Origin of the sequence: Microvirga terricola (genome assembly GCF_011777495.1) — a bacterium.
GTDB classification, from domain to species: domain Bacteria; phylum Pseudomonadota; class Alphaproteobacteria; order Rhizobiales; family Beijerinckiaceae; genus Microvirga; species Microvirga terricola.
In genome coordinates, this window is sequence record NZ_JAATJS010000003.1 from 21,817 (window position 1) to 46,088 (window position 24,272).

Below are 24,272 nucleotides of genomic sequence, written 5' to 3' on the forward strand. Positions count from 1 at the left end.
TGCCTCAACGTCACCCTTGGCAGCGGTGGGCGGGCGAACTAGGGTCGCGCGATGTTCGACGACAACCCCCCCTCCAATGCGCCCGAATGGTCGGTGTCCGATCTCGCGGGCGCCCTCAAGCGAACCCTCGAGGACGCGTTCGGCCATGTGCGCCTGCGCGGCGAAATCTCGGGCTATAGGGGGCAGCACTCGTCCGGCCACGCCTATTTCAGCCTGAAGGATCAGAATGCGCGCATCGATGCAGTGATCTGGAAGGGCACCTTCTCGCGCCTCCGTTTCAAGCCCGAGGAGGGGATGGAGGTCATTGCCACGGGGCGCATCACCACGTTCCCGGGCAAGTCGACCTACCAGATCGTCATCGAATCTTTGGAGCCCGCAGGCGCGGGCGCGCTGATGGCCCTTCTGGAGGAGCGCCGCCGCAAGCTTCTGGCGGAGGGGCTCTTTGAAGCCTCGCGCAAGCGTCGCCTGCCTTATCTCCCATCCGTCGTCGGCGTCGTCACCTCGCCGACGGGCGCGGTTATCCGCGACATCCTGCATCGGCTGGAGGATCGTTTCCCGCGCCATGTCCTCGTCTGGCCCGTCCGGGTGCAGGGCGACACCTGTGCGGCCGAGGTGTCCGCCGCCATTCGCGGCTTCAATGCGCTCCAACCCGGCGGCCCGATCCCGCGTCCCGACGTGCTCATCGTGGCGCGTGGCGGCGGGTCCATCGAAGATCTGTGGGGCTTTAACGAAGAAGTCGTGGTGCGCGCCGCCGCCGAGAGTGCCATTCCGCTCGTCGCGGCGGTGGGGCACGAGACGGACTGGACCTTAATCGACCACGCCGCCGACATGCGCGCGCCGACGCCAACGGGCGCGGCTGAAATGGTCGTGCCGGTGCGCGTCGAACTCATGACGGCGATCAACGATCTCGCGCGCCGCCATGTCGAGTCCATGCTGCGCGTCGTTGACCGCCGCCGGTCCGATCTGCGCTCTGCTGCGCGCGCGCTGCCGACGCCGGATGCCCTGTTGGCGCAAAAGCGCCAGAAGCTCGATCTCGCCGCCGCGAAGCTCGGCCCTGCGCTGTCGCGCAATGCGCGTGTGCATGAGGCGCAGCTTCGCGCTCTCTCCGATCAACTTGCGCGCTTCTCTCCCACCGCGCGCCTTGCGGCGATGCGCGCGCGGCTCGATGCGGTCGCGCAACGCCCGCATCACGCGGTCACTCGCTCGCTCCTTCTACGCCGGGAGAACCTGCGCCAGATCGAACGGCGTCTCGTCGTATCGCGGGACAATCTGCTGCGCGCCGAGCGCACCCGTCTGGCGCAGGCGAACGATGTCACGCATCGTCTTGCGGAACGGCTCGCACCCGCTTTCCATCGTCAGATCGTGCGCAAGGCGGATCGGTTGGAGGCGGTGTCGAAGCTCTTCGACAGTCTGAACTACAAATCCGTGCTGGCGCGCGGTTTCGCGCTCGTGCGCGATGCATCGGGCCAACCGTTGCATTCGGCAAGCGATGTCACGGAGGGGCGGGCGCTCGTGCTCGAATTCGCGGATGGCAAGGCCGATGCGACCGGCGGCAAGGGCGGCGTGCGCGCCAAGGCCGCCAAACCTAAAACTCCGACGGGAGAAGGGCAGGGAGCTCTGTTCTGAGCATTGAAAGCTCATGCCGGACGTTCATATCTAAAGGGCCCACTTTTTCAGACCATTGATGCGATCATGAATAAATTTGAGCGTGGCGGCGAAGCCGTCGTCCAGTATCTCGACAGCAACCTGCGGATCATCAAGCCGGGCTCGTTCGTGCGCTGCGCCGTGACCGGGCAGCAGATCTCTCTGGACGATTTGAGGTACTGGAGTGTCGAGCGGCAGGAGGCTTATGCGTCTCCGGAAGCCGTCATGGTCCGGATCACCGGAAAAGACCTCAAGACGCTTTGAGGCGCCGCTGCCCGATGCGCCGCAGGATGAAATTGCGGAACGCAGCTTCATCCTCGATCCGCAACCGCACCGGTAGGGCCTGAAGCGCATCCCATTGCGGCACGCCTTCGAGGCTTTGGATGCGCATGAGGTCCTTTTGCGTCGTCACGGACGTCAGTCCGCGTTTCTCGGCCTCTTCTCTCAGCGATGCGAGGTCGCTGATGCTATAGGCATGGTGATCTGGGAACGGCCGCGCCTCTTCTACAATCGCGCCCAAGCTCCGCAGCGTGTCGAAGAACTTGTCCGGTCGTCCGATGCCGGCGAAGGCCAGGACCTTTTGACCCTTGAGAGCTTTGGCGGCGGCCTCATGCGGGATGAGCGTGGCGCGAAACACCCGCTTGCTCCGCCGCTTTGCTTGATCCTCGACCGCTTCGCCGGCGAGGCCGTCGCCGACGATGAGCACCGCATCGATCTTGCGCCATTGCGCCCGCATGGGTGCGCGTAGAGGACCTGCGGGGAGACACAAACCGTTGCCGATGCCGGTCGCTCCATCCACGACTGCAATGGCGCAGTCCTTCCTCAGGGAGGGGTTCTGCAACCCGTCATCCATAATGACGGTGGTCGCGCCGATCTCGTGCGCCAGCCATGCGCCGGAAGGACGGTCGGCGGAAACGACGGTGGCGGCGGTTGCTGCCAGCAGCCTCGGCTCGTCACCGACATCGCGCGCAGTGTGCTGGGGACCAACCTCGACGGGGCCCTTAAGCCTGCCGCGATAGCCGCGCGACAGGAAGGCCGGGCTCTCGCCGCTCTCTTCCAAAAGCGCGGCGATAGCAAGCGCGGTCGGGGTCTTGCCAGCTCCTCCAGCGGTGAAGTTGCCGACGCAGATGATCGGCAGTCCCGCCCGCACGCCACGCCGAGCCATCCGCAGGGCCGCGACAGCGCCGTAAATCAGGCTCGCAGGCCAGAGAAGACAGGCAACAAGAGACGGTGCCTTCCGCCACCAGAAGGCGGGCGCGCGCATCAACGCCGCGCTCCGAGCTTCGCCTGGACAATGAAGGGCTCGATGGATTGCATGGTGCGATCCACGGCGCCTGAGAGCGCCTGCACCGTATCCGAGGCGTTGCGGGCCATGTCGCGGGCAAGCGACGCATTGCTCAAAAGTTCGCTCGCGGCGCGGGCGAGGCTCGAGCTGTCCTTCACCAGCAACGCTCCGCGCGCCTCATCGAGCGCTTCATAGATTTCGCGCGCGCTATGAATATGCGGGCCGTGGAGGATCGCCGCGCCGAGCTTGGCGGGTTCGATGGGGTTGTGTCCGCCGATGGGGGCCAACGTTCCGCCCATCAGCACGATCGGCGAGAGGCGGAAGAACAGGCCCATTTCGCCGACCGTGTCCGCCACATAGACATCCGTCGCGCGGTCGGGGTGAATACCGCGCGAGCGCTGGCTGGCGCGCAGGCCCGCGCGCTCCGCGATGGCCGCGACCTCCGGCCCGCGATGCGGGTGGCGCGGCGCGATGATGGTCAACAGCTGCGGATGACGCTGCGCGAGCGCGCGGTGCACCGCCACGATGGCGTTTTCCTCGCCCGGATGCGTGCTGGCCGCGAGCCAGACGGGGCGACCGGCGATGAGGCCGGAAAGGTGCGCGACGATGCGCGGATCGGCGGGTGGCGGGGCCGAGTCGAATTTCAGATTGCCCGACACCAGCACGCGAGGCGCGCCGAGATGCGCCAGCCGCATCGCGTCATCGGGAGATTGGGTGAGGCACAGCGCGAAACGTTCGAGCAGCGCGCCGATGATGCCCGGCAATTTCTGCCAGCGCTGGAACGAACGGTCGGACATGCGTCCATTGACCATGACGAGCGGGATGTGGCGCTCCTCGAGGGTGAGGACGGTGTTCGGCCAGATTTCGGATTCCGCCATCAGCACGAGGTCCGGCTTCCAATGGTCGAGGAAGCGGCGGATGTAGCGCGGCACGTCCACCGGCACGAACTGGTGCACCGCGCCGGGCGGCAGGCGGCGTGCGATCAGCGCCGCCGAGGTGCGCGTGCCGGAGGTGACGAGCACCGAGAGGCCGCGTTGGGTCAGGCGCTCCACCACCGGCAGCAGCGAGAGCGTCTCGCCGATGCTTGCTCCATGCACCCAGATGACATGGCCCCTCGGCCGTTGGCGGCTGGGGTAGCCCTGCCGCTCGCCGAGCCGCGTGCGGTCTTCGCGGCCCTGGCGCTGACGCCAGTAGAGCAGGCCGATCACCGCCGGCTCCAGCACCGTGGTCAAGACGCGATAGGTCTTGAACAGAAGAGGCGTCCTCATGCGCGGCTGCCTCTCGCAAGTGCCGTGGAAGGGGTATTGCGCGCCTTCGCGCCGGGGTCGCGCGATCCGATGAGGGCATAGGCGCGCTCATGCACCGCGTCGAGTTCGCGCTCGACCGTCTGGCGCGCGCTTTCGAGGGTTTCAGCGTCCGCGTCGCGGGGGACATGGATCGGCTCGCCCAGCACGATGGCGCCGCGTCCGAAGGGGAGGCCGATGCTCGCTTTGTCCCAGTTGTTGAAATCCATCCGCCGACTCGTCACCACCGCCACCGGTACGATCGGGCGGCCAGAGACCTGGGCGAGGGTCACGATGCCTTCGCCGCAAACGCGCGCAATTTTCGGGATGTCGGCGGTCATCACCACCATCTCGCCATCGGCAAGCGCCCGCATCATCGCCCGCATGGCCTGCACACCGCCCTTCTTGCGGATGTCGCGCCCGCGCGCGCCGGAACCGCGGATGGCGCGCACACCGAGATGGCGAAGGGCAATCGCGTTGAATTCCCCGTCGCCCGAGCGGGAGACGAGGCTCGCCGCCGGATCCTGCGGCCGTTTGGCGAAATGGATCATGAAATGCTGCCCGTGCCACATGGCGGCGATAACGGGCATCTGGGGGCCGATCCGGTCATAGGCATCCGCCGGTTCCATGACGAACCGGTTCGTGCGCTGCACGAGCTTGAGATAACTCGCGACAAGCAGGCCCAGACTTTCCTGGACCGCTCGCGAGCGGCTGATGCGCTTGATCAGACCCATCGGGCTATTCTTGGGAAAATCAGTCGTTCTGCGGTTCAAGCAGACGGTGCAGGTGGACGACGAAATAACGCATGTGAGCGTTGTCGACACTTGCCTGCGCTTTGGCCTTCCAGGCCGCGTGGGCGGTGGCGTAGTTCGGGTAGATCCCGACGATGTCGAGCTTGGACAGGTCCTTGAAATCGACGGAATCGAGATCGGTCAATTCGCCGCCGAAAACCAGGTGAAGAAGTTGCTTGCCGGGCTGCTCGGTCATAGTGAAGGGGCTCTCCTAACGGAATGCAAGAATGTTGCGGCTGTGAGGCGGCCTGTCGTTCAGGCTCTCATGGCTCCAATAGCACGCGGATGCAACCGTGACGCAACGGCAACCATTTCACCATGGCGTGGCTGAGCTTTGTTATAGACAGGTGAAGCGCCTTCGAAGTCGGTCAGCACGGCTCCCGCCTCCTGCAAGATCAGATCGGCGGCGGCGATGTCCCAGTCGTGGGAATCCTTGGAGACGAGCCCGACATCGATGGCCCCTTCCGCCACGCGGGCGAGCCTGAGCGCCAGGGAGGGCACCTTGGGGAGGTGCTCGATGGGGCCGATCTGGCGGGAGAGGCGGTCAATGAGCGGCTGGGGACCTGCGACCCGCAGCGGGTCCGGGTGCTTCGCATCTCCTACGGACAGCCGCTGACCGTTGCAGGCCGCGCCGCTTCCGGCCTGAGCCTCATAGAGCCGGTCGTGAATGGGGGCATGGACGACGCCGAGCAGAGGGCGGCCCTCCGCGACGAGGGCAATCGAGATCGACCAGTCCGGGTGGCCGGAGGCAAAGGCCCGCGTGCCGTCGATGGGATCGACGATCCAAACGAAACGCCGTTCGAGCCGGGCGGGGTCGTCCGTCGTTTCCTCCGAGAGCCAACCGGCTTCCGGCAAGAGGTTGGTGAGACGTCCCTTCAAAAAGGTGTCGAGCGCAATATCCGCCTCGGTCACGGGCGAGTGGCCGCCCTTGAACCAAAGCCGCGCCGAGGTCTGCGCGCCGCCGCGGAAGAACGGCAGGGCCAGCGCGCCGGCCTCGTACGCGGCCTCGCGGACAGCCTGGCTGAGAGAAAGGGTCAAATCGGAGGAGGGGGCTAGCATCGTCTGTTAAGATGGTGATTGCGACCAGCGAATGCCATATTCCACGCGATAACGCGCCACGTATTTCGTCGCATGGCGAAGGTTGCGGCCGGTCACAATTGGAAGCCCCGGCGAAGAGAATAGGCACGGCCGAGCACGCCCGCGCCGCCACCGCTGAACAACCCGTTCGTGAACCAATGCGGGTAATGCAGCAGGTAGTGCAAAAACTTCTCGCCGATGCGCCGCTCCCAGTCGACGAAGAAGAGCCCGGCCGCAATCATCGGCACATAGCTTTGCCATTCCGGCGTCTGGCTCGTGAGCGGCTGGCGGAAATCGAACGAACGGGGCGCGTCGCTGCGGCGAGTCATGGCATTGATGCCGGTCGGCTCGGCCAACACCATGTCGGCATAGGTTCTCGCGATGCCGATCATCTCCTCTTCCTTGACCAGGAGCCCCTTGTCGGCCAAAGCCAGCGGCAACTCGGCCGTCACGGTCATTTTCCAAAAGTATTCGGATTTCTGCTTCTTCTTGAACGTCACGTCCTGCTGATAAGCGGATGAGATCGCACCGTCGCGATCCACCACCATCGCGGCGCGATAGAAGTTCAGGATCTTGCGCACCTTTTCGAGATGGCGTGCTTCTTTCGTGAAGGCGTAAAGCTCGACGAGGCCCGCGCCGAAGGCGTGAACGTGGTTGGTTGGGTCGACTTCGCTCGGAATGAAGGCGTAGCGATAATAGCCCGCATCGAGATCCGGCCGATCGACGTAGAACTGCTCATGCTCGTCAAAGGAGGGGATGAGCTCTTCGGCAAGAGCGGCAACCTCCTCGTTGCTTTCACCACGCGCCGCCAGCCGGTTTGCCAGTTGCAGGATCGGCAGCGCGATCAGCCCGGTCGCGGTGATGTCCGTGCCGCGCATCTTCGGCCCGCCAAAGGTGATGACCGAGCCCCAGGATTTGACGACGCGCTTCTGGTTTTCGTCGATCACGCCATGCTTGTCGTCGCGCGCCGCCATCACGTTGTGGGCCGCGCCGATGAGCAGCGTGAGAAAGCGCATCTCACCGGTGGCCTCGTAGAGCTGGAGCGCGGCGCGTCCCCAGAAGGACCATTGCCAGGAATAGAGCTGGCCGCGTTCGTGAATGGGCGGCAGGTTTTTGTCCGGGCTGTCGGGCGCCGTCAGCCAGCGCAGGCCCCAGTTCAGGAAATCGAAGAAAACATCGCGATGCGGCGTGCAGCTCGCAAAGACGCCGAAGGCACTGGCGGTGGGATAACACTCTTTCCGCTCCACGAAGGATGACGGATGTTCGAGAAGCGCCATTGCCTCTCTGTCCTCCACCTTGTCGCCGCTGAGGTAGCGGTTCCAGATCGCGAGATATCGTTGATAGGCGCTGCGGCTCTCGTCCAGACCGGCAAAGGTCAATCCCGGCCAGGTCCACCCCGTCAGCACGGTCGGCGCGAGAACAGGCACGCAAAGAGTGCGCAGCATCCGCCGTCGCGTCAGTTTCATGAGTTCGACCCCCTCGGAACTCCGCGCACTGCGGCGCGGTTCGGTTCCTCCGGGCAATCGTATTACAGATGAAAGCTTAAGTCATGCGCCGCCGCGCTTAAAAGCGCATGTTTTCGCGGCACGCCATACGATCAATAAAAGCAATCGAAGGCGAGCGCCGCAAACAGGATCAGGCCGGCATCACGGTTGGAGCGGAAAATCCGCAGCGCGCCTTCGCCGTCGTTGCGGTCGATGTGCCAGACCTGCCAGGCGAGGTGCAGGGCGAACACGCCAAGCCCCGCGTACGAGATCGGCCCTGCCTCTTTCGACAGCCGCAGTGCGAGGCTCATGAAGCCGAGGGTCAAGGCATAGCAGAACGCGACGCCGAGCTTCACATGGTCGCCGAAGAACCGGGCGGAGGATTTGATGCCTGCGATCTCATCGTCCTCGATATCCTGCAGCGCATAGATCGTGTCGTAGCCCACGACCCAGGCGATGCTGGCGAGATAGAGCGCAAGCGCTGTCCAGCTCAAGGAGCCGAAGGCGGCGGCCCAACCCATCAGCGCGCCCCAGGCGAAGGCAAGGCCGAGCACGATCTGCGGCATCCAGAAGAACCGCTTCATGAAGGGGTAGAGGGCGACGATGCCGAGCGACGCGAAGCCCGTGGCGATGGCAAAATCGTTGAACTGCAGCAGAACAGCGAGCCCCACCGCGCATTGCAAGGTCAGGAAGATGACGGCGCCCTTCAGGCCGGCCTGGCCCGAGGGCAAGGGGCGTTGGCGCGTGCGCTCGACGCGAGCGTCGAGATCGCGGTCGACGATGTCGTTATAAGTGCAGCCCGCGCCCCGCATTGCCACCGCGCCGATGAGAAACAGCACGCAGTAGCCAGGATTGGGCCAAGGCTTGCCGCCGGCCAGGGCTGCCAGCGCAGCCGACCACCAGCAGGGGAGGAGCAGAAGCCACCATCCGATGGGCCGCTCCATGCGTGCGAGGCGCAGGTAAGGCCTCACACTCGCCGGAGCCCATCGGTCGGCCCAATGGCCCCGAACGGCGTCCGGCAGGGATGAGGCGGGGTGGTTGTCCACGATGGGGCCCTTAGAGGGCGCCCTTCGGCATCGTGTAAGTGCCCGTCAGACCGCCGCCGCCGAGAAGGCCGCCCCCGCCGTTCTGCTGGGCATTCTTGGCCTGCTTTTCCATCTGCTCCATCTTCGCCGCTATCGCGCAGGCCTTGCCCTTCATCTCGACGGAACGGGCATGGTCCTTCTTGAAGCCGTCGGCGAACTGCTCGGGAATCTGGCACCAATCCTTGTTGGCCTCGATCCATTTCATGCCCGTGTCGCCATTGGCCGTGAGCTTGGTGAAGATGGCGCAAGCCGCGCGCGGGTCGACCTGCTTGTTCTTGCCGCCGCTCAAGCTGTTGAGCTGCTGGATCAGGGTCTGACGTTCGGACAGGAATTTCTGCGCATCCTGGCAATTGCTCGACTGCGCAAGGGCAGGAGCGGCCATGAAAATGCCAGTGGCGGCAAACGCAGCCGCAAGGTGCGAACGGAAATGCGTCATTGGCAATGTCCTTCCCGGAACGTGCGCGACGTCTCGCACACCTGCCGTTGTGTTAACAGGTTCGCGGCCTCAAAGCCAAGCGGCTATTGGCCCCGGTCGAGCGGGGATGTGCAGCGGCGCACGTGAATGAAGGCTTAAATTCCCGTGGGCCGGCGCGACTTTCCTCTCCCGCCTGCCTGCCTGAGTTGATAATTCTTGCCCGACGGTTTTTGAAGGTTCGCATGGCCTCTTACGACTTCAACGCTCCCCGCCTTTTCGTCGAATCGCCCCTCGCCGCAGGGGCGCGAATCGCCCTTGACCGGGCGCAGGCCAACTATCTTCTGAACGTGCTGCGGCTGGGAACCGGCGATGCGGTCCTGATCTTCAACGGGCGGGATGGCGAGTGGCGGGCCGAGATCGCGGTCGAGGGCCGCAAGGCCGCCGACCTTGTCTGCGTCGAGCGCACCCGCGAGCAGGCCGTCCGCCCCGAACTCATCTATGCCTTCGCTCCGCTCAAGCATGCCCGCCTCGACTACATGGTGCAGAAAGCCGTCGAGATGGGAGCCGGCGTCCTCCAGCCCGTCCTCACCCGACGCACCCAGAGCACGCGGGTCAACCTCGAGCGCATGCGGGGTAATGCGATCGAGGCGGCTGAGCAATGCGGGATCCTGACCATTCCGGAGGTTCGGGACGAAGAGAATTTAGATAAATTCATCAAGGCCTTGGGGGATGATGTCCTCCTCGTGTTCTGCGACGAGGATTCCCCGGTTTCTAATCCTGTCGAGGCCCTTAAGGCCCAGGTGCCGGCGGGGAACAACGCTGCCAAACTGGCCGTTGTCATTGGACCGGAAGGTGGGTTCACCGATCAGGAGAGAGCCCTTGTTGCCACCCACAAAAGATGCGTCCGTGTTTCGCTAGGGCCGCGAATCCTGCGAGCCGATACGGCCGCCGTGGCGGCGCTTGCAGTGGTCCAGTCCGTTCTCGGCGATTGGGCCTGACACGGCCGTCCGGCAAGATCCGTCCGCCCATCAACAGCTTAGCAGTTTCGCGACGATTGGCCCCATTCTCGCCCCATTAGGCGGGATGTTTGAGGTATAAACCTACGATTCGCAGCACATCATAAAATAAGCCGACAGAATAATTTGGAGGACTTGGAAATGAACGGGGAATTCAAGTTCGGTATCGAAGAAGAATACTTCCTGAACGACGTTCTTAAACGTGACATTGCCCGCTCCGGCATCAAAGAATTCTTTAGTTCTTGTCGCGATGAAATTTCTCACGACATTCAGCCGGAAATGCTCGAGCCCCAGGTCGAGGTCGCGACGACCCCTTGCGTCGATTTCGACGAGGCGCGCGCGCAGCTCACCGGCCTGCGTTCCGCCGTCGGTACGCTCGCCCGTGACCACAACCTGTCCATCATGGCCTCCGGCACGCATCCGCTGGCCGTCTGGGCGCGGGTGCGGCCCACCGAGGCGCCGCGCTACGGCAAGGTGATGCACGATTTGCAGATGGTCGGCAGCCGCACGGTGGTCTGCGGCATGCATGTCCATGTGGAGGTTCCGGATTTGGCGCTGCGCGTGGACATCATGAACCGCATTCAGCCCTATCTGCCGTTGCTCTTGGCGCTCTCGACATCCTCGCCCTTCTGGCAGGCCCATCGCACGGGCCTCCTCGGCTACCGCCTTGCGGCCTATCGCGAATTACCACGCACCGGTCTGCCGGATCTTTTCCAGGACGTGAAGGACTACCAGCGCTACATCGACACGCTGGTCGAGGCCCGCGCCATCGAGGATTCGAGCTATGTCTGGTGGGTGATCCGGCCGTCGCTGAAGCACCCGACGCTCGAACTGCGCGTGGCCGACAGCTGCACCCGGGTGGACGATACGCTCGCCATCGCCGCGCTCTATCGCTGCCTTGTCCGCCGGCTCAGCCTTGACCTGTCCTTGAACACCAACCAGACCGGGGCCTCGCGCGCCATCAACGACGAGAACGGCTGGCGCGCCCAGCGCTACGGCATCCACGGCAGCTTCGTCGACGAAGCTTCGCGCAGCGCCAAGCCGGTGGGACAGATCCTCAACGAGACCCTGGATCTGGTGGCCCAGGACGCCAAGGTGCTCGGCTGCGAGCGCGAGCTGGACCTCGCTCGCTGGATCGTCGCCCGCGGCACCAGCGCGGATCAGCAGCTCTCCTTCTACACCGAGGCCCTCGGCCGCGGCCTGTCGAATCGCGATGCGCTCGCCGGCGTCGTCGATTGGCTCTCGGCCGAAACCATGGGCGAGCCTGTCGCGCGGCACTAAACGGGCGCAACTCAGGACCTCTCTTGCTACGGCCGGGCTCGCCCCGGCCATAGCAATCCTCTAAGCTACAAGGCTTCGTCCCTCCGCGGCACCCGCGATATTGCGTCTCGCTCCTCCCGAAACGCATGCGCGTACCTCATATCATTGTATCATTGTCGCTCATTGCAGCTTGGCCTTAACCCGCCTATCTACACCCGACCCGAAGTCGGCGCGCCTTGAACGCGCTTTTTTGATGAGGTGATACATGGCGCGTGACGTATCCGATGCTGCCGTCATCGGAGCGCGGTCCGAGCTCGTGGAATGGATCGCGTCCGGCGAGAAGCCGCGCGAGACCTGGCGGCTCGGCACGGAACACGAGAAGGTGCCTTTCTATAAAGCCGATGCGACGCCCGTTCCCTATGAGGGCGAGCGGGGCATCCGGGCGCTGCTGGAAGGATTGCAGCGCCTGACCGGCTGGGACCCGATCAAGGAGAACAGCCACCCGATCGGCCTGGCGGACGATGTCCACGGCGGCGCGATTTCGCTGGAACCCGGCGGACAGTTCGAGCTGTCGGGGGCGCCGGTCAGAACGCTCCATGAGACGGCGGAAGAAACCGCCCAGCATCTGGCGCAGGTCAAGGCCGTCGCCGAGGATCTCGGCATCGGTTTCCTGACGCTCGGCATGAGCCCGCTCTGGACCCGGGCCGAAACGCCGGTGATGCCGAAAGAGCGCTATCGCATCATGACCGGCTACATGCCGAAGGTCGGCAAGCTTGGTCTCGACATGATGTATCGCACCTCGACGGTGCAGGTGAACATGGACTACGCGTCCGAGGCGGACATGGTGAAGAAGATGCGGGTGTCTCTCGCGCTTCAGCCCATTGCCACGGCGATCTTCGCCAATTCGCCCTTCACCGACGGCAAGCCCAACGGCTATCTGTCCATGCGCTCCGAGATCTGGCGCGACACGGATCCCCACCGCACCGGCATGATGGATTTCGCGTTCGAGGATGGCTTCGGCTACGAACGCTATGTGGACTGGGCACTCGACGTGCCGATGTATTTCGTCAAGCGCGGCGCGGTCTATCACGATGTGTCGGGGCTGTCGTTCCGCGATCTGTTCGCGGGCAAGCTCGCGCAGCTGCCCGGCGAGCGCGCCACGCGCTCGGATTGGGCGAACCATGTCTCGACGCTGTTTCCGGAAGTGCGCCTGAAACGCTATCTGGAAATGCGCGGCGCCGACGTCGGCCCGCCCGCGCATATCACGGCGCTCTCTGCTTTCTGGGCCGGGCTTCTCTATGACGAAGCGGCGCTCGACGGTGCGTGGGAATTGGTGAAAGGCTGGAGCGCGCAGGATCGCGAGAGTCTGCGTGCCGATGTGCCGAAGCTCGCCTTGAAGGCGACGGTTGCGGGACGCTCCGCACAGGATGTCGCGCGCGATGCGCTCGCTCTCTCGCGCGCGGGCCTCAAGCGCCGCGCCTTTCTCGATGCACAAGGCCGGGACGAGACGCATCACCTCGATTACGTGGATGAGATCGTCGCCTCGGGCCGCACCGTGGCTGAGCGTCTTCTCGCGCTTTACCACGGCCCCTGGAAGGGCTCGGTGCTGCCGGCTTTCAAGGAATGCGTTTACTGATCGGAGCGTTGTCGGCGGCGCGGCTCATGATACCTCGCCGCCGCTAGAGCATGATCGAGACCCGTGGAAGCCGGTTATTCTTGCCGATCATGCGGCAATAAGGAATCGAGACTTTGATCATGTTTCAAAGAGACATGATCAAGCTCTAGCCTTACGCCGCTTCGCTCGCCGCGATGCGGTTGCGCCCACCGAGTTTCGCGCGGTAGAGCGCGCGGTCCGCCATCGCCACCAGGGTTTCAGGTGCGACGAGCGGGACGTCGAGGCTCGGAACCAGCGTCGCGCTGCCGATGCTGATCGTCAGGACCGGCAGCGGTGCATTGGCTTCGTGCCGCATGGCGAGAGCCTCGACGCGGGCGCGGATGATTTCCGCAAGCGCCATCGCACCGTCCGCATCCGTGCCCGGCAGCAGCACGGCGATTTCCTCGCCGCCATAGCGCGCTACCAGATCGCCCGGCCGCCGGACGGTCCGGCTCAGCACCTGCGCGAGGGACCGCAGACATTCGTCGCCCGCCTGGTGGCCATAAAAATCGTTGAATGATTTGAAGCGGTCGACATCGATCAGGAGCAAGGAGAGCGAGGTTCCGTCGCGCGTGGCACGCCCGCACTCCACTGCGAGTTCCCGGTCGAAGATGCGGCGGTTCGCAAGGCCGGTGAGGCTGTCCGTTGCTGCCAGCACCGCCAGTTCCGCCTCCATTCTTTCACGCTGACGCAACTGCGAGGCGAGACCCCAGCCAAGAATGCCGATGGCCGCCACGAGCAGGGTCACCGCGATGGCGCGGACGAAAAAGTCTCCATCCCACCGTGCGAGCGCCTGGCTTCTCCCCACGGCGGCGAGCGTCACGACGGGAAATTTGTCGCTCAGCCGGTACCCGCTCAGACGGGGCATGCCGTCGACATTCGATGTGTAGGCGTAATACCCGGCGGAGGCGCGCGGTAGATGCTGCGTGAACAACGGATCGCTGGCGCCGGACCTGCCGATGGCTTGCTCCGCGTGAGGATAGCGCGACAGCAGCGTGCCATCGCTGCCGAACAAGGCGATGGAGCCTTCCGATCCGACATCGAAATGCGAGTAGTAGTTCGAGAAGTAGCGCGGGTCGATGAAGACCACCGCGACACCCCCGAAACTGCCATCCGCCTTGTCGATGCGGCGGGAAATGCTCAGAACCCATTTGTCGTCGAAAGGATCGCGGATCAACGAACTGAAGAACCAATCGTTGTTCGCCGGTTTCTCGTGACGCTTGAAAAACGGCTGGTTCTCACCCTGCATGTGTTGCGGGAGATGCCCGAGAGAGCTGCAGATGAAACGGCCATCCTCGCCAAAGATGGCGAGCGCCTTCAATCGCGGCAGGGTTTTGATCCGCTCGCTGAGAAACGTGTGCAAGCGGTCGGCGGTGGCCGGCGTCGCACCTGTCGTCTCGATCCGGTCGACGATGTCGACGATGACCGCGTCCGCCAGCTCGAAGGTGTCGTCCGCATGTTGGGCGAGCGACTGGGCGAGGTTGGCCATGTTGCCCTCGACTCGCACCACCTCCGCGTTGCGCTCGTTCCAGTCGCGCCAGCCTTCGAGCGAGATGATCGCCAGGCACACCACCACGACAAAGGCATTCAGCCAAAAGGCCGAGGAGCGCGGGGACGAGGTGGCGGGTGGGTGCATGACGATGCTCGGCGGCGCGGCTAACTCGCGGCCATCTTGAGGCCGAGGATGCCTAAGACGATCAGGCTGATGCAGCTCAGGCGCAGTGCGGTCGCCGGCTCGCCGAGGAGAATGATTCCGAGAATCGCCGTTCCGACCGTGCCGATACCGGTCCAGACCGCATAACCGGTGCCGACGGGCAGCGTCTTCAAGGCGAGCCCCAGCAGCACGACGCTTGCGACCATGAAGATGACGGTGAGAACCGAGGGAAGGAGGCGCGTGAAGCCGTCGGTGTATTTCAGCCCAATCGCCCAGCCGATTTCGAACAGACCGGCGAGCACGAGATAAGTCCATGCCATGACAGGACCTCCGTCATAGGCAGGGCCGTCCCCACCGCTTTTCGGGAAAATGCGAGGTCGTCCTCGCCCCTCTGTTCATACAGGATAAGGCGTCGCACCTCAATACAGAGGGCGAAAATTGAAGCGTGTTTTCACAAGGCGCGCGCTTCTCAGCGCGCGCCCGAAAGCCGGATCCGGCATGGGGAGATCGATCAAAAAATCGGATTGATCCCTCTCGGATGAAGCGCCTTTAGCGCGCGTTCTCCTCGGCGGTCTTGTTCCGCGCGCTCAAGGAGGCCAGCGGGTTGAACGGCGCGTAGGTCTGGTGCTTCCAGTTGTCGCCGCACTGGCTGCAGATGGAGCGCACCATGTAATCGCTCTGTTCCATGCGCTTGAGCAGCTTCTCCTGGCGCGCCTGCGCATCGTTCTGCTTGTCATAGCCGGAAGGCCGCACGGTCAACACCATGGCTTTGGAGGAGGGGGGCGTCTCCTCCGCAGAAGCCGCGCCGGCAAAGGCGCAGGCGAGCAGGGCGGTTGTCAGAAAGAGGTGCATCGGTCGGATCTTGGTCATGTCCTGACAGGACTCCATTTGGTGGCCGTTCGTCAAGCCGGGGCGAGGATTTTATAAACTTGAGCGCCTCCGTAGGGAGCGGCGGCGAGGATGGCGATTCGGCAATCGATACGAACATTTCGACATTGTGTATCGTTGTAAACAGTGTTTCGTGTGCGGTCGCCGAACCTGTACGGAAGAGATCAGGACGCCGTCGAGGGAAAAGCCCCAGCACCAACGGTGAACGTTTCACACCAACGTCAGATGACGAAGAACTCGGTGGCAGTCATCTTGAGGCCCTTTTTCAGCTGGGCGATTTCCATCGCCTTGCCGCGGGCGCTGCCGTCCGCGTCGTAGGACAGAATACCCGTCTTGTTGTTGTAGATCAGGTAGTCGTCCTTATCCTTCGCCTTGTCGCCGATGGTGAAGAAGTTCTTGTTCAGTTTGCCGGGCTTCGAAATCGCGCCTTTGCCAAGCTTCCTGAACACCGCATTGTCGAGATAGATGCTGTCGTCCTTGACGACGTAGTCGGCGATCTTGTCGAAGTTCGTTTTCTTGTTCGCTTTGGTGTCGAACACGAAGATGTCCTTTCCCGCGCCGCCGGTTAGAGTGTCGTTGCCGAGGCCGCCATTGAGTGTGTCGTTGCCGGCATCTCCTGAGAGCTGGTTCTTGCCTGCATTGCCGACAATCTGATTGGCAAGCGCATTGCCCGTCAGCGACAGAGCGGCGCTGCCGCTTGCCTTGAGATGATCTAGGTTCGCGCCCAACGTGAAGCTGATGCTCGTGATCACCGTGTCGATACCGACCGAGTCGAGAATCTGATCTTTGACGGAGTCGACATAATAGGTGTCGTTGCCACGCCCGCCCAACATCGTGTCGGCGCCGGCGCCGCCATTGAGCACGTTGTCCGCATCGTTGCCGGAGAGCCAGTTGGCCAGGTCGTTTCCGATTAGCGCAAGCGCTCCGTTCCCTTCGGCGAAGAGATACTCGACGAAGGCGGGGAGGGTGCAATTGATCGTGGTGTAGAGCACGTCGCTTCCGCTGTCGGAGGTTTCGATCACCCGGTCCCCGGGATTGTCGACGTAATAGGAGTCGTTGCCAGATTTTCCTTCCATCGTGTCGGCGCCGGTGCCGCCGATCAGTTCGTCCTTGCCCGCGCCGCCCCACAGGCTGTCGTTGCCCGCGCCGCCGTCGAGCGTATCGTTGTGATAGCCGCCGTCGAGCCGGTCCATGAGGTTGGTGCCGGTGAGCGAAAGCCCCGCGACGTGTTCGGGACTTGAATAGCCCGTGGTGATGACGTCGTTCGCGGGCTTGCCCTGTGTCGTGAAATCGGTCGGCGGGAGATAGGCCGGATCGAGGCTGGTCTGGTAGCTCCAGAGAAGCGCGCCGTCGAGCCATTGGCCGCCATAGGTGGTCATGACCTTGAACAGCGCCTCGTAGCAATCGCGCTGCTCGTCATTGTCGACGGGCTGGTTCTGCAGCCAGCCGGGGCTCAGGTTGACGCCGTCATAGCTGCCATAGCCGATCTCGGTGAAGATGACCTTCTTGCCCCACGTTTCCGACAGGTTCTTCCAGGTGTCGATGACCGATGTGGTGCCGTAGACTTTTTGCGAGTTCCAGTTGATCGGCGGCTTGATCCAGGAATCGATCAGGTCCTGTACCGTCGGATTGGTGCTGTTGGTCATGCTGAAATAGGCATCGACGCCGATATAGTCGACCTTATCCCAGAACTTGATCTTGAGGGCCTCCTCATCGGTCGCGGCATAGGTGACCTTGCCTAAAAAGACTTGGCGCACGGCATCGATGATATCGGCCCATTTCTGCGTATAGGACTTGCCGTCGCTGCAGACCTTGGTTGGGTCCGTCATGCTCTTCATTTCGGTGCCGACCACGAACATGGCTGCGCCGCCTTCTTGCGCCACCTTCGCGTATTTCACCATCATGGCCTTGTAGTTCTCGAACCACACGGCGGGGTCTGTCGGGTCGATCTGCGCGCGCCAGACGCGGTTGTCGGTCTCGACATGGGGCTTCACGACCACATTGAGGCCGCGCGCGACGCTGTCCATGATCGCCTGCTTGACCTGATCGAAGGTGTCGCTTTCCGACTTCCAGGGCGTGACGGGATCCACGTTCAGCTTCATCTCATTGCTGTGCTCGTCAGCCATGAAGAAATTCGGAACGAGGGAGACCGTGTTGGCGCCTGTGGCCTTGATCTGGTCCATCGCGTCCAAGCCGCTCGAGGTCTGGAAGCTGCCGCCCCAATAGGAGGGGAGGCTGATGCCTTCCCAGGTGAAGATCGTCTCGTCCATCGGCATCAGTCGGATTCCTCTTGGGGGCTCACGTGAATCACAATGATATATCATGTATCAACATCGAGAAAAGCACGCGTGGCCTCTCGGAGGGGGGACCACGGAAGAGTAAACCGCTTCGAAACGCCGCGTGGTAGGCTTCCCTTGCTATCAAGGGCCAAGCTCGATGCCACGACGGCGGGATGACATCCGCGCGAACTACGCCAGCCCCGACATCGTGGAGCGGGTGCACGCGGCCGTGTCGAAGATAGCCCGCATGGCCGGGCAGTTGACCGCCGACATGCTCTATCCGTTCGACCAGATTCACGTCCGCGAGCTGGCGGCGACGCGCGAGCATGTGGAGCGGCTGCATCTCGAAAAAGGCATGCAGGTCGTCGATGTCGGATGCGGGATCGGCGGGCCGGCGCGTTACATCGCGATGTCACACGACGTGCATGTCACGGGCGTCGATCCCGTTCCGGAATTCATCGCAGCGGCGCGCGATCTCACGCGCCGCTGCGGCCTGGAGGACCGAATTGTCTTTCAGGAGGCGGACGCGCTCGCCATGCCTTTTGGCGACAACAGCTTCGATGCGGCGCTCTGCCTCTACATGGCCATGAACATTGCGGACAAGGGTAGGCTCTGCCGTGAGATTCATCGCGTGCTGAAGCCTGGTGGGCGCGTCGTCTGGAGCGAGATCGTGCTCGGCCCCGTCGGCCCGGCGCGGTTTCCGCTGCCTTGGGCCAGCACGCCCTCGGCAAGTTTCCTCGTGCCGGGGCAAGTGCTGCGCCAGATCGTAAGCAAGAACGGGCTTCGCATCGTCAGTTGGAGCGACGAGACCGAGCGCTTCGTTTCACGCCCGGTGAATGGCGGCTCGGCGGGCAGCGTCTCCGCCAGCCTGCTGCCAACAGGTCATCGGCTCGTCATGGGCGCAGAGCAATCGCAGAGCCAAAACCTCCTCATGAACATGATGGAAGGTCGGCTGTTGAGCATTCTCATCGAAGCGCAGAAAATGTGAGCAGCATTTTTGGTGAGAGACGACGCAACCGCGCGGTCAGCGCGGTTGCGTTTTATTGGTGCTGAAACGCATCAAAGACGGATGGGACCGGCAGGGCCCATATACAGGATCGAGAACCCGCGCGAGCGCAGGGAATGAAGGACGGCGTTGGATTTCGCGTGTCCGACCACGAGGCACGGCTCGTCCTGAGCGGGCGTGTCGAGCGCAAATTCCCGCAGGGCCGCAACCTTTGCCCGCTCGGAAACGGCGCGGATGGTCCAGCGGGCGCCGTCATTGCGGGTCACGTGAAAATCGACTGGGGGCTTTTGCGGCAGTGCGGTGGGGTGGTGTGCGTGACCGGCTGAAAGCATTCCATCACCTCATCGAGAAAGGGGCCTAGGTCGAAATGTTGGCTCTGATTGTCTGCAAAAATCGTGCCCTTTCACCTCCCCTTCCGGTGAGGAGAAGGTCTTTGGGGCTAAAACGGAATTGCAGGGCGGGGCGTTGCGCCCCCATGGCTCTTCCGGACAGAAATGCCTGAGCCGGAAATCGGTTCCCTCCTTTGAAAGTAGTCAGGCGTTATCTAGGTGCCTGATTCGCGGCATCAAGGCCCCGGCCCAGCTTGGACCTTGCGCCGTTCGCGCGCCCCGGCTAACCCCGCAGTGGTGGGTGCGGAAGGGCGTATCTTGGATCAGTTCGATGTGGTGGTGGTCGGCGCGGGCGCGGCCGGAATGATGTGCGCGGCCGAGGCTGGCAAGCGTGGCCGTTCCGTGCTCGTGGTTGATCACGCGGCTGCACCCGGCGAAAAAATTCGTATTTCCGGCGGCGGGCGCTGCAACTTCACCAATCTCAACGCCGCGCCGCAAAACTACATTTCCGGCAATCCGAGCTTCTGCATTTCGGCTCTGCGACGCTACACGCAGCGGGATTTTATTGCCCTCATCGAGAGCTACGGCATCGCCTACCATGAGAAGACCCTGGGGCAGCTGTTTTGCGACGGCTCGTCCCGGCAGATCGTCGATCTTCTGCTGGCCGAGATGAAGCGCCACGGCGTGGAGTTGAGCCTGCGCACCGCCGTCGAGCGGGTCGAAAAGACCCCTGATGGGTTTCGTCTCGCGTTTTCCAACGGTGCCGCCGAATGCCGCTCGCTCGTCGTCGCAGCCGGCGGCAAGTCGATCCCCAAAATGGGCGCGACGGGCTGGGGTTATGACATCGCCGCCCAGTTCGGCCTGAGCGTAACCGAAACTCGCCCCGCGCTCGTTCCCCTGACCCTGGAACCCACCACGCTTGAACGACTGAAGCCGCTCGCCGGCGTGGCGGTGGACGCGGTCGCGTCCTGCGGCAAGGCCCGCTTTCCCGAGGCCATGCTCTTCACCCACCGGGGCTTGAGCGGCCCGGCGATCCTGCAAATCTCATCCTATTGGCGGGAGGGCGCGGAGATCACGCTCTCCATGCTGCCCGGCACCAATGTGTTTGAGGAATTGCGCGGTGCCCGCGCGCAGAACGGCCGCCAGGCGTTGCAGACTGCGCTCTCCGCCTTCCTCCCCAAAAGGCTCGCCCAGCTCATCGCTGAAACCGAGAACGCGACCGGCAATCTCGCCGACCTATCCGACAAGGCGCTGCGCCGCATCGACGAGGCGGTCAATCAATGGCGCTTCAAGCCCGCTGGGTCGGAAGGCTACCGCACGGCGGAGGTGACGCTGGGCGGCGTCGACACGCGCGAACTCGATTCCCGCACCATGGAGGCGAAGTCCATCCCCGGCCTCTACTTCATTGGCGAAGTGGTGGATGTCACGGGCTGGCTCGGCGGCTATAACTTCCAGTGGGCTTGGTCATCCGGATGGAGCGCCGGGCAGGCCGTGTGAGGCGCTTGCCTTCGCGACGAGCCCTCTAAATCCGTTGAGGCGATGCCTCTCGCGGCTCGCGGGAGGCTTAATCATGGCCGAGTACGACGCCATCATCATCGGTGCGGGGCAGGCCGGCCCATCTCTGGCCTTCCGGCTGGCGAACGCGGGCATGAAAGTTGCCGTCGTCGAGCGCGCCCGCGTCGGCGGCACCTGCGTCAATACAGGCTGTACGCCGACAAAGGCGCTTGTCGCCAGCGCTTATACCGCCCATCTCGCCCGCCGTGCCGCTGAATACGGCGTCTCCGTCGGTCCGGTGCGAGTGGACATGCGTGAGGTCAAGGCGCGCATGGATGCCATCGTCGCGAAATCGCGCGGCGGGCTTGAGGGCGCTTTGCAGAAGGCGAAGAACTGCACGCTCGTCAAAGGGCACGCGCGCTTCATCTCGCCGCGCGAAGTCAGCGTCGGCGATCAGGTGCTGAAGGCGGAGCGGATTTTTATCAATGTCGGTGGCAGACCATCCGCGCCGCCCATGCCGGGGCTCGATCAGGTCGCCTACCTCACCAGCTCGTCGATCCTGGACCTCGATACAATTCCTGAGCACCTTGTCATCGTCGGCGGCAGCTATATCGGCCTCGAATACGGCCAGATGTTTCGCCGCTTCGGCAGCGAGGTGACCATCGTCGAAATGGCGCCACGCCTCATCCAGAGGGAGGATGAGGACGTATCCACGGCGATTGCGGAAATTCTCGAACGCGAGGGGATCAATCTGCGGCTCAATGCCAAATGCATCGCACTCGCGCCGCATGAAAAGGGCGTCGCCGTCACCCTTGATTGCGAAAACGGCCCACCCATCGCGACGGGCTCGCATGTGCTGCTCGCGGTGGGCCGTCGCGTCAACACCGACGATTTGGGGTTGGAGGCGGCAGGCATCGCTTACGACAGTCACGGCATCATCATCGTGGACGATGAATTATGCACCAATGTGCCGGGTATCTGGGCGCTGGGCGATTGCAATGGCAAAGGCGCGTTCACGCACACGGCCTATAACGATTTCGAGATCGTCGCCGCCAACCTGCTCGACGGTGCGTCGCGCCGGGTGAGCGACCGCGTTCAGACCTATGCACTCTACATCGACCCGCCGCTCGGTCGCGCGGGCATGACACAGGCGCAAGCGGTGCAAGCAGGAAAACGCGTACTCATCGGCCAGCGCCCGATGACTCGCGTCGCGCGCGCGGTCGAGAAAGGCGAAACGCAGGGCTTCATGAAGGTGATGGTCGATGCCGACACGAACGAGCTTCTGGGCGCATCGATCCTCGGCCCCGGCGGGGATGAGGTCGTTCACACGGTGCTCGACATGATTGATGCAAAAGCTCCTTACACGGTTCTGCGCGATGCGGTGCACATCCACCCCACAGTCGCCGAACTTGTGCCGACCATTCTCGGGCGTCTCGAACCGGCGAAGTGAGTGTGGCGATTACGCCAAGCCGCCGAGCGGGATGATGTCCTTGGCGTCAGGATGGTACGGGGTTCCCTGCCAGTCGCCGAGCCATGTCTCGACCATGAGACCGGCGGCGGCGATCATATCCGCGAGTTCTTCCAGCGGTGTGAAGCGGATCTGTGCCGAGCCAGAAAAAGCCTGACCTGTCGCGAGAATGCGGTAGCCGTTTTCATAGGTGAGAATGTTCGTGCTGTCATCGAATGACGGCTCGTTCCAGGCTTCAAGCGGACCGAGCTGGGGATGATCGAGCCTATGCAGGGTATTGTGCTGGTTGCGGTTCTCCCACGTCCGGATCGCCGGGTTGCGGCTGTCGAAAATGAATCGCCCATCCGGCTTCAAATGGGCGGCGATGGTCGCCAGCACGGCCCGCTGATCGTCCTCCGTCAGAAAGACCTGAAAGACGTGCCCTGTCAGCACGATGAGATCGAAGCGCTGACCGAGACGCACGTTGCGCGCATCGGCTTCCACCCACGTCACCTCGCGTCCGCCCGGCCGCTTGCGTGCGATATCGAGCATCGCCCCAGCGGGGTCGACGCCGGTCACCGAGCGATTCACCGCCAGCGCCGCCGCGAGTTCGCCTGTGCCGCAGCCGAGATCGAGAACGGACTGAGCATCCGCGGCCAGCGTCACGCAGTAGTCGAAGTCGACGCCCCATCGGTTCGCGGCATCGTAGAGCTGCGCCAGATTGGGATCGCGGTAGAGCGGATCGTCCGTCGGATCGTTCATGTGTCGTTCCTTATCCGCTTCACACCGATATGCGGCCGAACATCGTTTCAGGGTCGATCAGCGCAATCGCGTCGGCGACTTCCTCGACATTCACCGTGAGATGGCTCGTCGCGACGCGGACATGATGCGTCGGCTTGATGGAGCATTTGCGCCCCGGCAGTACCGCGATGCGCCGCGCCGCCAATGTCACCATGGCGAATTGCTCGGACCGCACGGGGATCCAGAGGCACAGGCCGTCCCTGTCCGGCAGATGCACGCCGCGTTGCGTGAGCGCGGCGAGAAGCGCACGTCGCCGCTCGGCATAAACGGATTTTGCGTGCACGACGATGTCCGCCGTTTTCTGATCGTTGATGAGCCACGCGACGGCATCTTGCAGAATGCGGCTCGTCCAGCCCGCGCCGAAGCTGCGATAGGCCTGGATCTGACTGACGATGTCGTTCGAACTCGACAGAACGGCGAGGCGCAGATCGGGCCCAAAAGTTTTGGAATAGGACATGATGTGCACCGTCCGCTCCGGAAAATGCGCACCAAGGCTCGCGGGCGGCTGCGCGGAGAGATTGCTGATGCCGTCATCCTCCACGATCAGCGTATCGCTGTCTTTCAGGAGGCGCGCCATGTCGTCGAGCCGCGCCGCGCTGACCTTGTGTCCGGTGACCGCGTGCGTGCGCGGCTGATAGAGGAAGGCTGCGGGTTTTCTCTGCAGCGCTTGCGCGAGACAATCCAGCCTCGGCCCTTCCTCGTCGCACGCGACGGGCACGACATGCGCGCCGAGATTGTCCAGAATGTCCAACAGGCGCATCTGCGTCGGGTCTTCGATGGCGATGACCGAGCCTGGCATCACGAGGGCCTGAAGCGTCACATAGATCGCCTCGAAGCCGCCATTGGCCGCAAGAAAAGCCTGCGCGGGATAGGGCCATTTTTCACGCACGGCCTCGCGCAACGCGTCCGTGATCGGAATGCGCTGATAGCTGTTCAACCTGCCCGTTTTCGCGCCGTGCGAGAGCGCCTCTTCGAGTGGGGGCAGCAGGGCTGGGTCCGGCGTCGCGACGCTGAGGTCGATCACGTGGTCGCCGAAGTTGCCGATGTTTTCGAAACGCTGCGGGCGAGGGGCGATCTTGTCGCCGCTGACCCACACGCCGGTGCGGCCGCGTCCGCTGATGACCTTGTGCCGCCGCAGCTCGCTCCAGGCGGATGAAATTGTCGCAGGGCTCACGCCGAGGGCCTGCGCCAGCTCGCGGACCGGAGGCAATTGGATGCCCACCGGAATCGCGCCGGAGCGGATCAAAGCACTGGTTTCAAGGGCAATTCCGCGCGTCGTCCTGTCTTGGAGACGCTCAGCGAGCCATTCGATGGAGAGAGTATTGGTCATCCGAACTTTCTTTGTTCAGTAACAAAACTATCATTGTCCAGCAGAAAGTA

General features: G+C 63.4%; 23 protein-coding genes. 8 read left to right on the forward strand and 15 right to left on the reverse strand.

Features of this window, described 5'->3' with window-relative positions:
* The first annotated feature begins 51 nt into the window (after positions 1–51).
* Together xseA and HB375_RS08440 are read left to right on the forward strand one after the other, a co-directional pair.
* Positions 52–1,626 carry an exodeoxyribonuclease VII large subunit gene (gene xseA / locus HB375_RS08435; protein ID WP_167672563.1) on the forward strand — a complete coding sequence of 525 codons (1,575 nt, stop codon included), beginning with the start codon at positions 52–54 and terminating at the stop codon, positions 1,624–1,626.
* A 66-nt stretch (positions 1,627–1,692) separates the two neighbouring features.
* Positions 1,693–1,908: a DUF2093 domain-containing protein gene (locus HB375_RS08440; protein ID WP_205800124.1), complete on the forward strand. Its 216-nt coding sequence runs from the start codon at positions 1,693–1,695 to the stop codon at positions 1,906–1,908.
* Here HB375_RS08440 and lpxK read toward each other — a convergent pair.
* From lpxK to HB375_RS08480, 8 genes are all read right to left on the reverse strand, one after another.
* A complete protein-coding gene (gene lpxK / locus HB375_RS08445) occupies positions 1,895–2,908 on the reverse strand; it encodes a tetraacyldisaccharide 4'-kinase (protein ID WP_167672564.1) in 1,014 nt (337 codons plus the stop codon). The genes HB375_RS08440 and lpxK overlap by 14 nt on opposite strands.
* Positions 2,908–4,197, reverse strand: coding sequence for a 3-deoxy-D-manno-octulosonic acid transferase (locus HB375_RS08450; RefSeq protein ID WP_167672565.1), 1,290 nt, complete (start codon positions 4,195–4,197; stop codon positions 2,908–2,910). The genes lpxK and HB375_RS08450 overlap by 1 nt, the downstream gene beginning before the upstream one ends.
* Positions 4,194–4,946: a lysophospholipid acyltransferase family protein gene (locus HB375_RS08455; RefSeq protein WP_167672566.1), complete on the reverse strand. Its 753-nt coding sequence runs from the start codon at positions 4,944–4,946 to the stop codon at positions 4,194–4,196. The genes HB375_RS08450 and HB375_RS08455 overlap by 4 nt, the downstream gene beginning before the upstream one ends.
* A gap of 19 nt (positions 4,947–4,965) precedes the next feature.
* Complete coding sequence (locus HB375_RS08460; RefSeq protein ID WP_167672567.1) at positions 4,966–5,199, reverse strand: DUF4170 domain-containing protein; 234 nt, start codon at positions 5,197–5,199, stop codon at positions 4,966–4,968.
* 59 nt (positions 5,200–5,258) lie between these two features.
* Positions 5,259–6,062, reverse strand: a complete 804-nt coding sequence (locus HB375_RS08465) for a 3'(2'),5'-bisphosphate nucleotidase CysQ (RefSeq protein ID WP_167672568.1) — start codon at positions 6,060–6,062, stop codon at positions 5,259–5,261.
* Positions 6,063–6,154: 92 nt separating this feature from the next.
* Positions 6,155–7,546 carry a hypothetical protein gene (locus tag HB375_RS08470; RefSeq protein ID WP_167672569.1) on the reverse strand — a complete coding sequence of 464 codons (1,392 nt, stop codon included), beginning with the start codon at positions 7,544–7,546 and terminating at the stop codon, positions 6,155–6,157.
* 131 nt (positions 7,547–7,677) lie between these two features.
* Positions 7,678–8,610 (reverse strand): 4-hydroxybenzoate octaprenyltransferase, encoded by a 933-nt coding sequence (ubiA, locus tag HB375_RS08475; protein ID WP_343232379.1) that lies wholly within the window; start codon positions 8,608–8,610, stop codon positions 7,678–7,680.
* Between the two features lie 10 nt (positions 8,611–8,620).
* A complete protein-coding gene (locus tag HB375_RS08480; RefSeq protein WP_167672570.1) occupies positions 8,621–9,085 on the reverse strand; it encodes a hypothetical protein in 465 nt (154 codons plus the stop codon).
* Between the two features lie 221 nt (positions 9,086–9,306).
* On the opposite strand from HB375_RS08480, the gene HB375_RS08485 reads away from it, so the two are divergent.
* From HB375_RS08485 to HB375_RS08495, 3 genes are all read left to right on the forward strand, one after another.
* Positions 9,307–10,062: a 16S rRNA (uracil(1498)-N(3))-methyltransferase gene (locus HB375_RS08485; RefSeq protein WP_167672571.1), complete on the forward strand. Its 756-nt coding sequence runs from the start codon at positions 9,307–9,309 to the stop codon at positions 10,060–10,062.
* A 159-nt stretch (positions 10,063–10,221) separates the two neighbouring features.
* On the forward strand, positions 10,222–11,361 hold the full coding sequence (locus HB375_RS08490; RefSeq protein ID WP_167672572.1) for a carboxylate-amine ligase: 1,140 nt from the start codon (positions 10,222–10,224) through the stop codon (positions 11,359–11,361).
* 244 nt (positions 11,362–11,605) lie between these two features.
* On the forward strand, positions 11,606–12,976 hold the full coding sequence (locus HB375_RS08495; RefSeq protein ID WP_167672573.1) for a glutamate--cysteine ligase: 1,371 nt from the start codon (positions 11,606–11,608) through the stop codon (positions 12,974–12,976).
* 151 nt (positions 12,977–13,127) lie between these two features.
* On the opposite strand, the gene HB375_RS08500 is transcribed toward HB375_RS08495, so the two are convergent.
* The 4 genes from HB375_RS08500 to HB375_RS08515 form a co-directional block, all read right to left on the reverse strand.
* Positions 13,128–14,630: a GGDEF domain-containing protein gene (locus HB375_RS08500; protein WP_167672574.1), complete on the reverse strand. Its 1,503-nt coding sequence runs from the start codon at positions 14,628–14,630 to the stop codon at positions 13,128–13,130.
* A 20-nt stretch (positions 14,631–14,650) separates the two neighbouring features.
* The gene (sugE, locus tag HB375_RS08505) at positions 14,651–14,968 is read right to left on the reverse strand and encodes a quaternary ammonium compound efflux SMR transporter SugE (RefSeq protein ID WP_167672575.1); all 318 of its coding nucleotides are present in this window, start codon (positions 14,966–14,968) and stop codon (positions 14,651–14,653) included.
* 229 nt (positions 14,969–15,197) lie between these two features.
* Positions 15,198–15,518 (reverse strand): hypothetical protein, encoded by a 321-nt coding sequence (locus HB375_RS08510; RefSeq protein WP_167672576.1) that lies wholly within the window; start codon positions 15,516–15,518, stop codon positions 15,198–15,200.
* Positions 15,519–15,757: 239 nt separating this feature from the next.
* Positions 15,758–17,812, reverse strand: coding sequence for a glycoside hydrolase family 113 (locus HB375_RS08515; RefSeq protein WP_167672577.1), 2,055 nt, complete (start codon positions 17,810–17,812; stop codon positions 15,758–15,760).
* A 160-nt stretch (positions 17,813–17,972) separates the two neighbouring features.
* On the opposite strand from HB375_RS08515, the gene HB375_RS08520 reads away from it, so the two are divergent.
* Positions 17,973–18,803 carry a class I SAM-dependent methyltransferase gene (locus HB375_RS08520; RefSeq protein WP_167672578.1) on the forward strand — a complete coding sequence of 277 codons (831 nt, stop codon included), beginning with the start codon at positions 17,973–17,975 and terminating at the stop codon, positions 18,801–18,803.
* Positions 18,804–18,874: 71 nt separating this feature from the next.
* On the opposite strand, the gene HB375_RS08525 is transcribed toward HB375_RS08520, so the two are convergent.
* On the reverse strand, positions 18,875–19,153 hold the full coding sequence (locus HB375_RS08525) for a hypothetical protein (protein ID WP_167672579.1): 279 nt from the start codon (positions 19,151–19,153) through the stop codon (positions 18,875–18,877).
* Between the two features lie 315 nt (positions 19,154–19,468).
* Here HB375_RS08525 and HB375_RS08530 point away from each other — a divergent pair, with 315 nt between their 5' ends.
* A complete protein-coding gene (locus HB375_RS08530) occupies positions 19,469–20,647 on the forward strand; it encodes a BaiN/RdsA family NAD(P)/FAD-dependent oxidoreductase (protein WP_167672580.1) in 1,179 nt (392 codons plus the stop codon).
* A 73-nt stretch (positions 20,648–20,720) separates the two neighbouring features.
* Positions 20,721–22,094, forward strand: a complete 1,374-nt coding sequence (locus tag HB375_RS08535) for an FAD-containing oxidoreductase (RefSeq protein ID WP_167672581.1) — start codon at positions 20,721–20,723, stop codon at positions 22,092–22,094.
* A 9-nt stretch (positions 22,095–22,103) separates the two neighbouring features.
* Here HB375_RS08535 and HB375_RS08540 read toward each other — a convergent pair whose 3' ends face one another.
* Both HB375_RS08540 and HB375_RS08545 read right to left on the reverse strand, forming a co-directional pair.
* On the reverse strand, positions 22,104–22,853 hold the full coding sequence (locus HB375_RS08540) for a class I SAM-dependent methyltransferase (protein ID WP_167672582.1): 750 nt from the start codon (positions 22,851–22,853) through the stop codon (positions 22,104–22,106).
* A gap of 19 nt (positions 22,854–22,872) precedes the next feature.
* Positions 22,873–24,222 (reverse strand): aminotransferase-like domain-containing protein, encoded by a 1,350-nt coding sequence (locus HB375_RS08545; protein ID WP_167672583.1) that lies wholly within the window; start codon positions 24,220–24,222, stop codon positions 22,873–22,875.
* Between the last annotated feature and the right edge of the window lie 50 nt (positions 24,223–24,272).

Excerpts from the sequence above, each read along its gene's own strand:
- HB375_RS08485 (WP_167672571.1), top strand. The coding sequence starts at position 9,307 with ATGGCCTCTTACGACTTCAACGCTCCCCGCCTTTTCGTCGAATCGCCC.
- HB375_RS08450 (WP_167672565.1), bottom strand. The coding sequence starts at position 4,197 with ATGAGGACGCCTCTTCTGTTCAAGACCTATCGCGTCTTGACCACGGTG.
- xseA (WP_167672563.1), top strand. The coding sequence starts at position 52 with ATGTTCGACGACAACCCCCCCTCCAATGCGCCCGAATGGTCGGTGTCC.
- HB375_RS08480 (WP_167672570.1), bottom strand. The coding sequence starts at position 9,085 with ATGACGCATTTCCGTTCGCACCTTGCGGCTGCGTTTGCCGCCACTGGC.
- HB375_RS08460 (WP_167672567.1), bottom strand. The coding sequence starts at position 5,199 with ATGACCGAGCAGCCCGGCAAGCAACTTCTTCACCTGGTTTTCGGCGGC.
- lpxK (WP_167672564.1), bottom strand. The coding sequence starts at position 2,908 with ATGCGCGCGCCCGCCTTCTGGTGGCGGAAGGCACCGTCTCTTGTTGCC.
- sugE (WP_167672575.1), bottom strand. The coding sequence starts at position 14,968 with ATGGCATGGACTTATCTCGTGCTCGCCGGTCTGTTCGAAATCGGCTGG.
- HB375_RS08490 (WP_167672572.1), top strand. The coding sequence starts at position 10,222 with ATGAACGGGGAATTCAAGTTCGGTATCGAAGAAGAATACTTCCTGAAC.
- HB375_RS08545 (WP_167672583.1), bottom strand. The coding sequence starts at position 24,222 with ATGACCAATACTCTCTCCATCGAATGGCTCGCTGAGCGTCTCCAAGAC.
- HB375_RS08440 (WP_205800124.1), top strand. The coding sequence starts at position 1,693 with ATGAATAAATTTGAGCGTGGCGGCGAAGCCGTCGTCCAGTATCTCGAC.
- HB375_RS08515 (WP_167672577.1), bottom strand. The coding sequence starts at position 17,812 with ATGCCGATGGACGAGACGATCTTCACCTGGGAAGGCATCAGCCTCCCC.
- HB375_RS08525 (WP_167672579.1), bottom strand. The coding sequence starts at position 19,153 with ATGCTTTCAGCCGGTCACGCACACCACCCCACCGCACTGCCGCAAAAG.
- HB375_RS08540 (WP_167672582.1), bottom strand. The coding sequence starts at position 22,853 with ATGAACGATCCGACGGACGATCCGCTCTACCGCGATCCCAATCTGGCG.
- HB375_RS08470 (WP_167672569.1), bottom strand. The coding sequence starts at position 7,546 with ATGAAACTGACGCGACGGCGGATGCTGCGCACTCTTTGCGTGCCTGTT.
- HB375_RS08455 (WP_167672566.1), bottom strand. The coding sequence starts at position 4,946 with ATGGGTCTGATCAAGCGCATCAGCCGCTCGCGAGCGGTCCAGGAAAGT.
- HB375_RS08520 (WP_167672578.1), top strand. The coding sequence starts at position 17,973 with ATGCCACGACGGCGGGATGACATCCGCGCGAACTACGCCAGCCCCGAC.
- HB375_RS08510 (WP_167672576.1), bottom strand. The coding sequence starts at position 15,518 with ATGACCAAGATCCGACCGATGCACCTCTTTCTGACAACCGCCCTGCTC.
- HB375_RS08500 (WP_167672574.1), bottom strand. The coding sequence starts at position 14,630 with ATGCACCCACCCGCCACCTCGTCCCCGCGCTCCTCGGCCTTTTGGCTG.
- HB375_RS08495 (WP_167672573.1), top strand. The coding sequence starts at position 11,606 with ATGGCGCGTGACGTATCCGATGCTGCCGTCATCGGAGCGCGGTCCGAG.
- HB375_RS08465 (WP_167672568.1), bottom strand. The coding sequence starts at position 6,062 with ATGCTAGCCCCCTCCTCCGATTTGACCCTTTCTCTCAGCCAGGCTGTC.
- HB375_RS08535 (WP_167672581.1), top strand. The coding sequence starts at position 20,721 with ATGGCCGAGTACGACGCCATCATCATCGGTGCGGGGCAGGCCGGCCCA.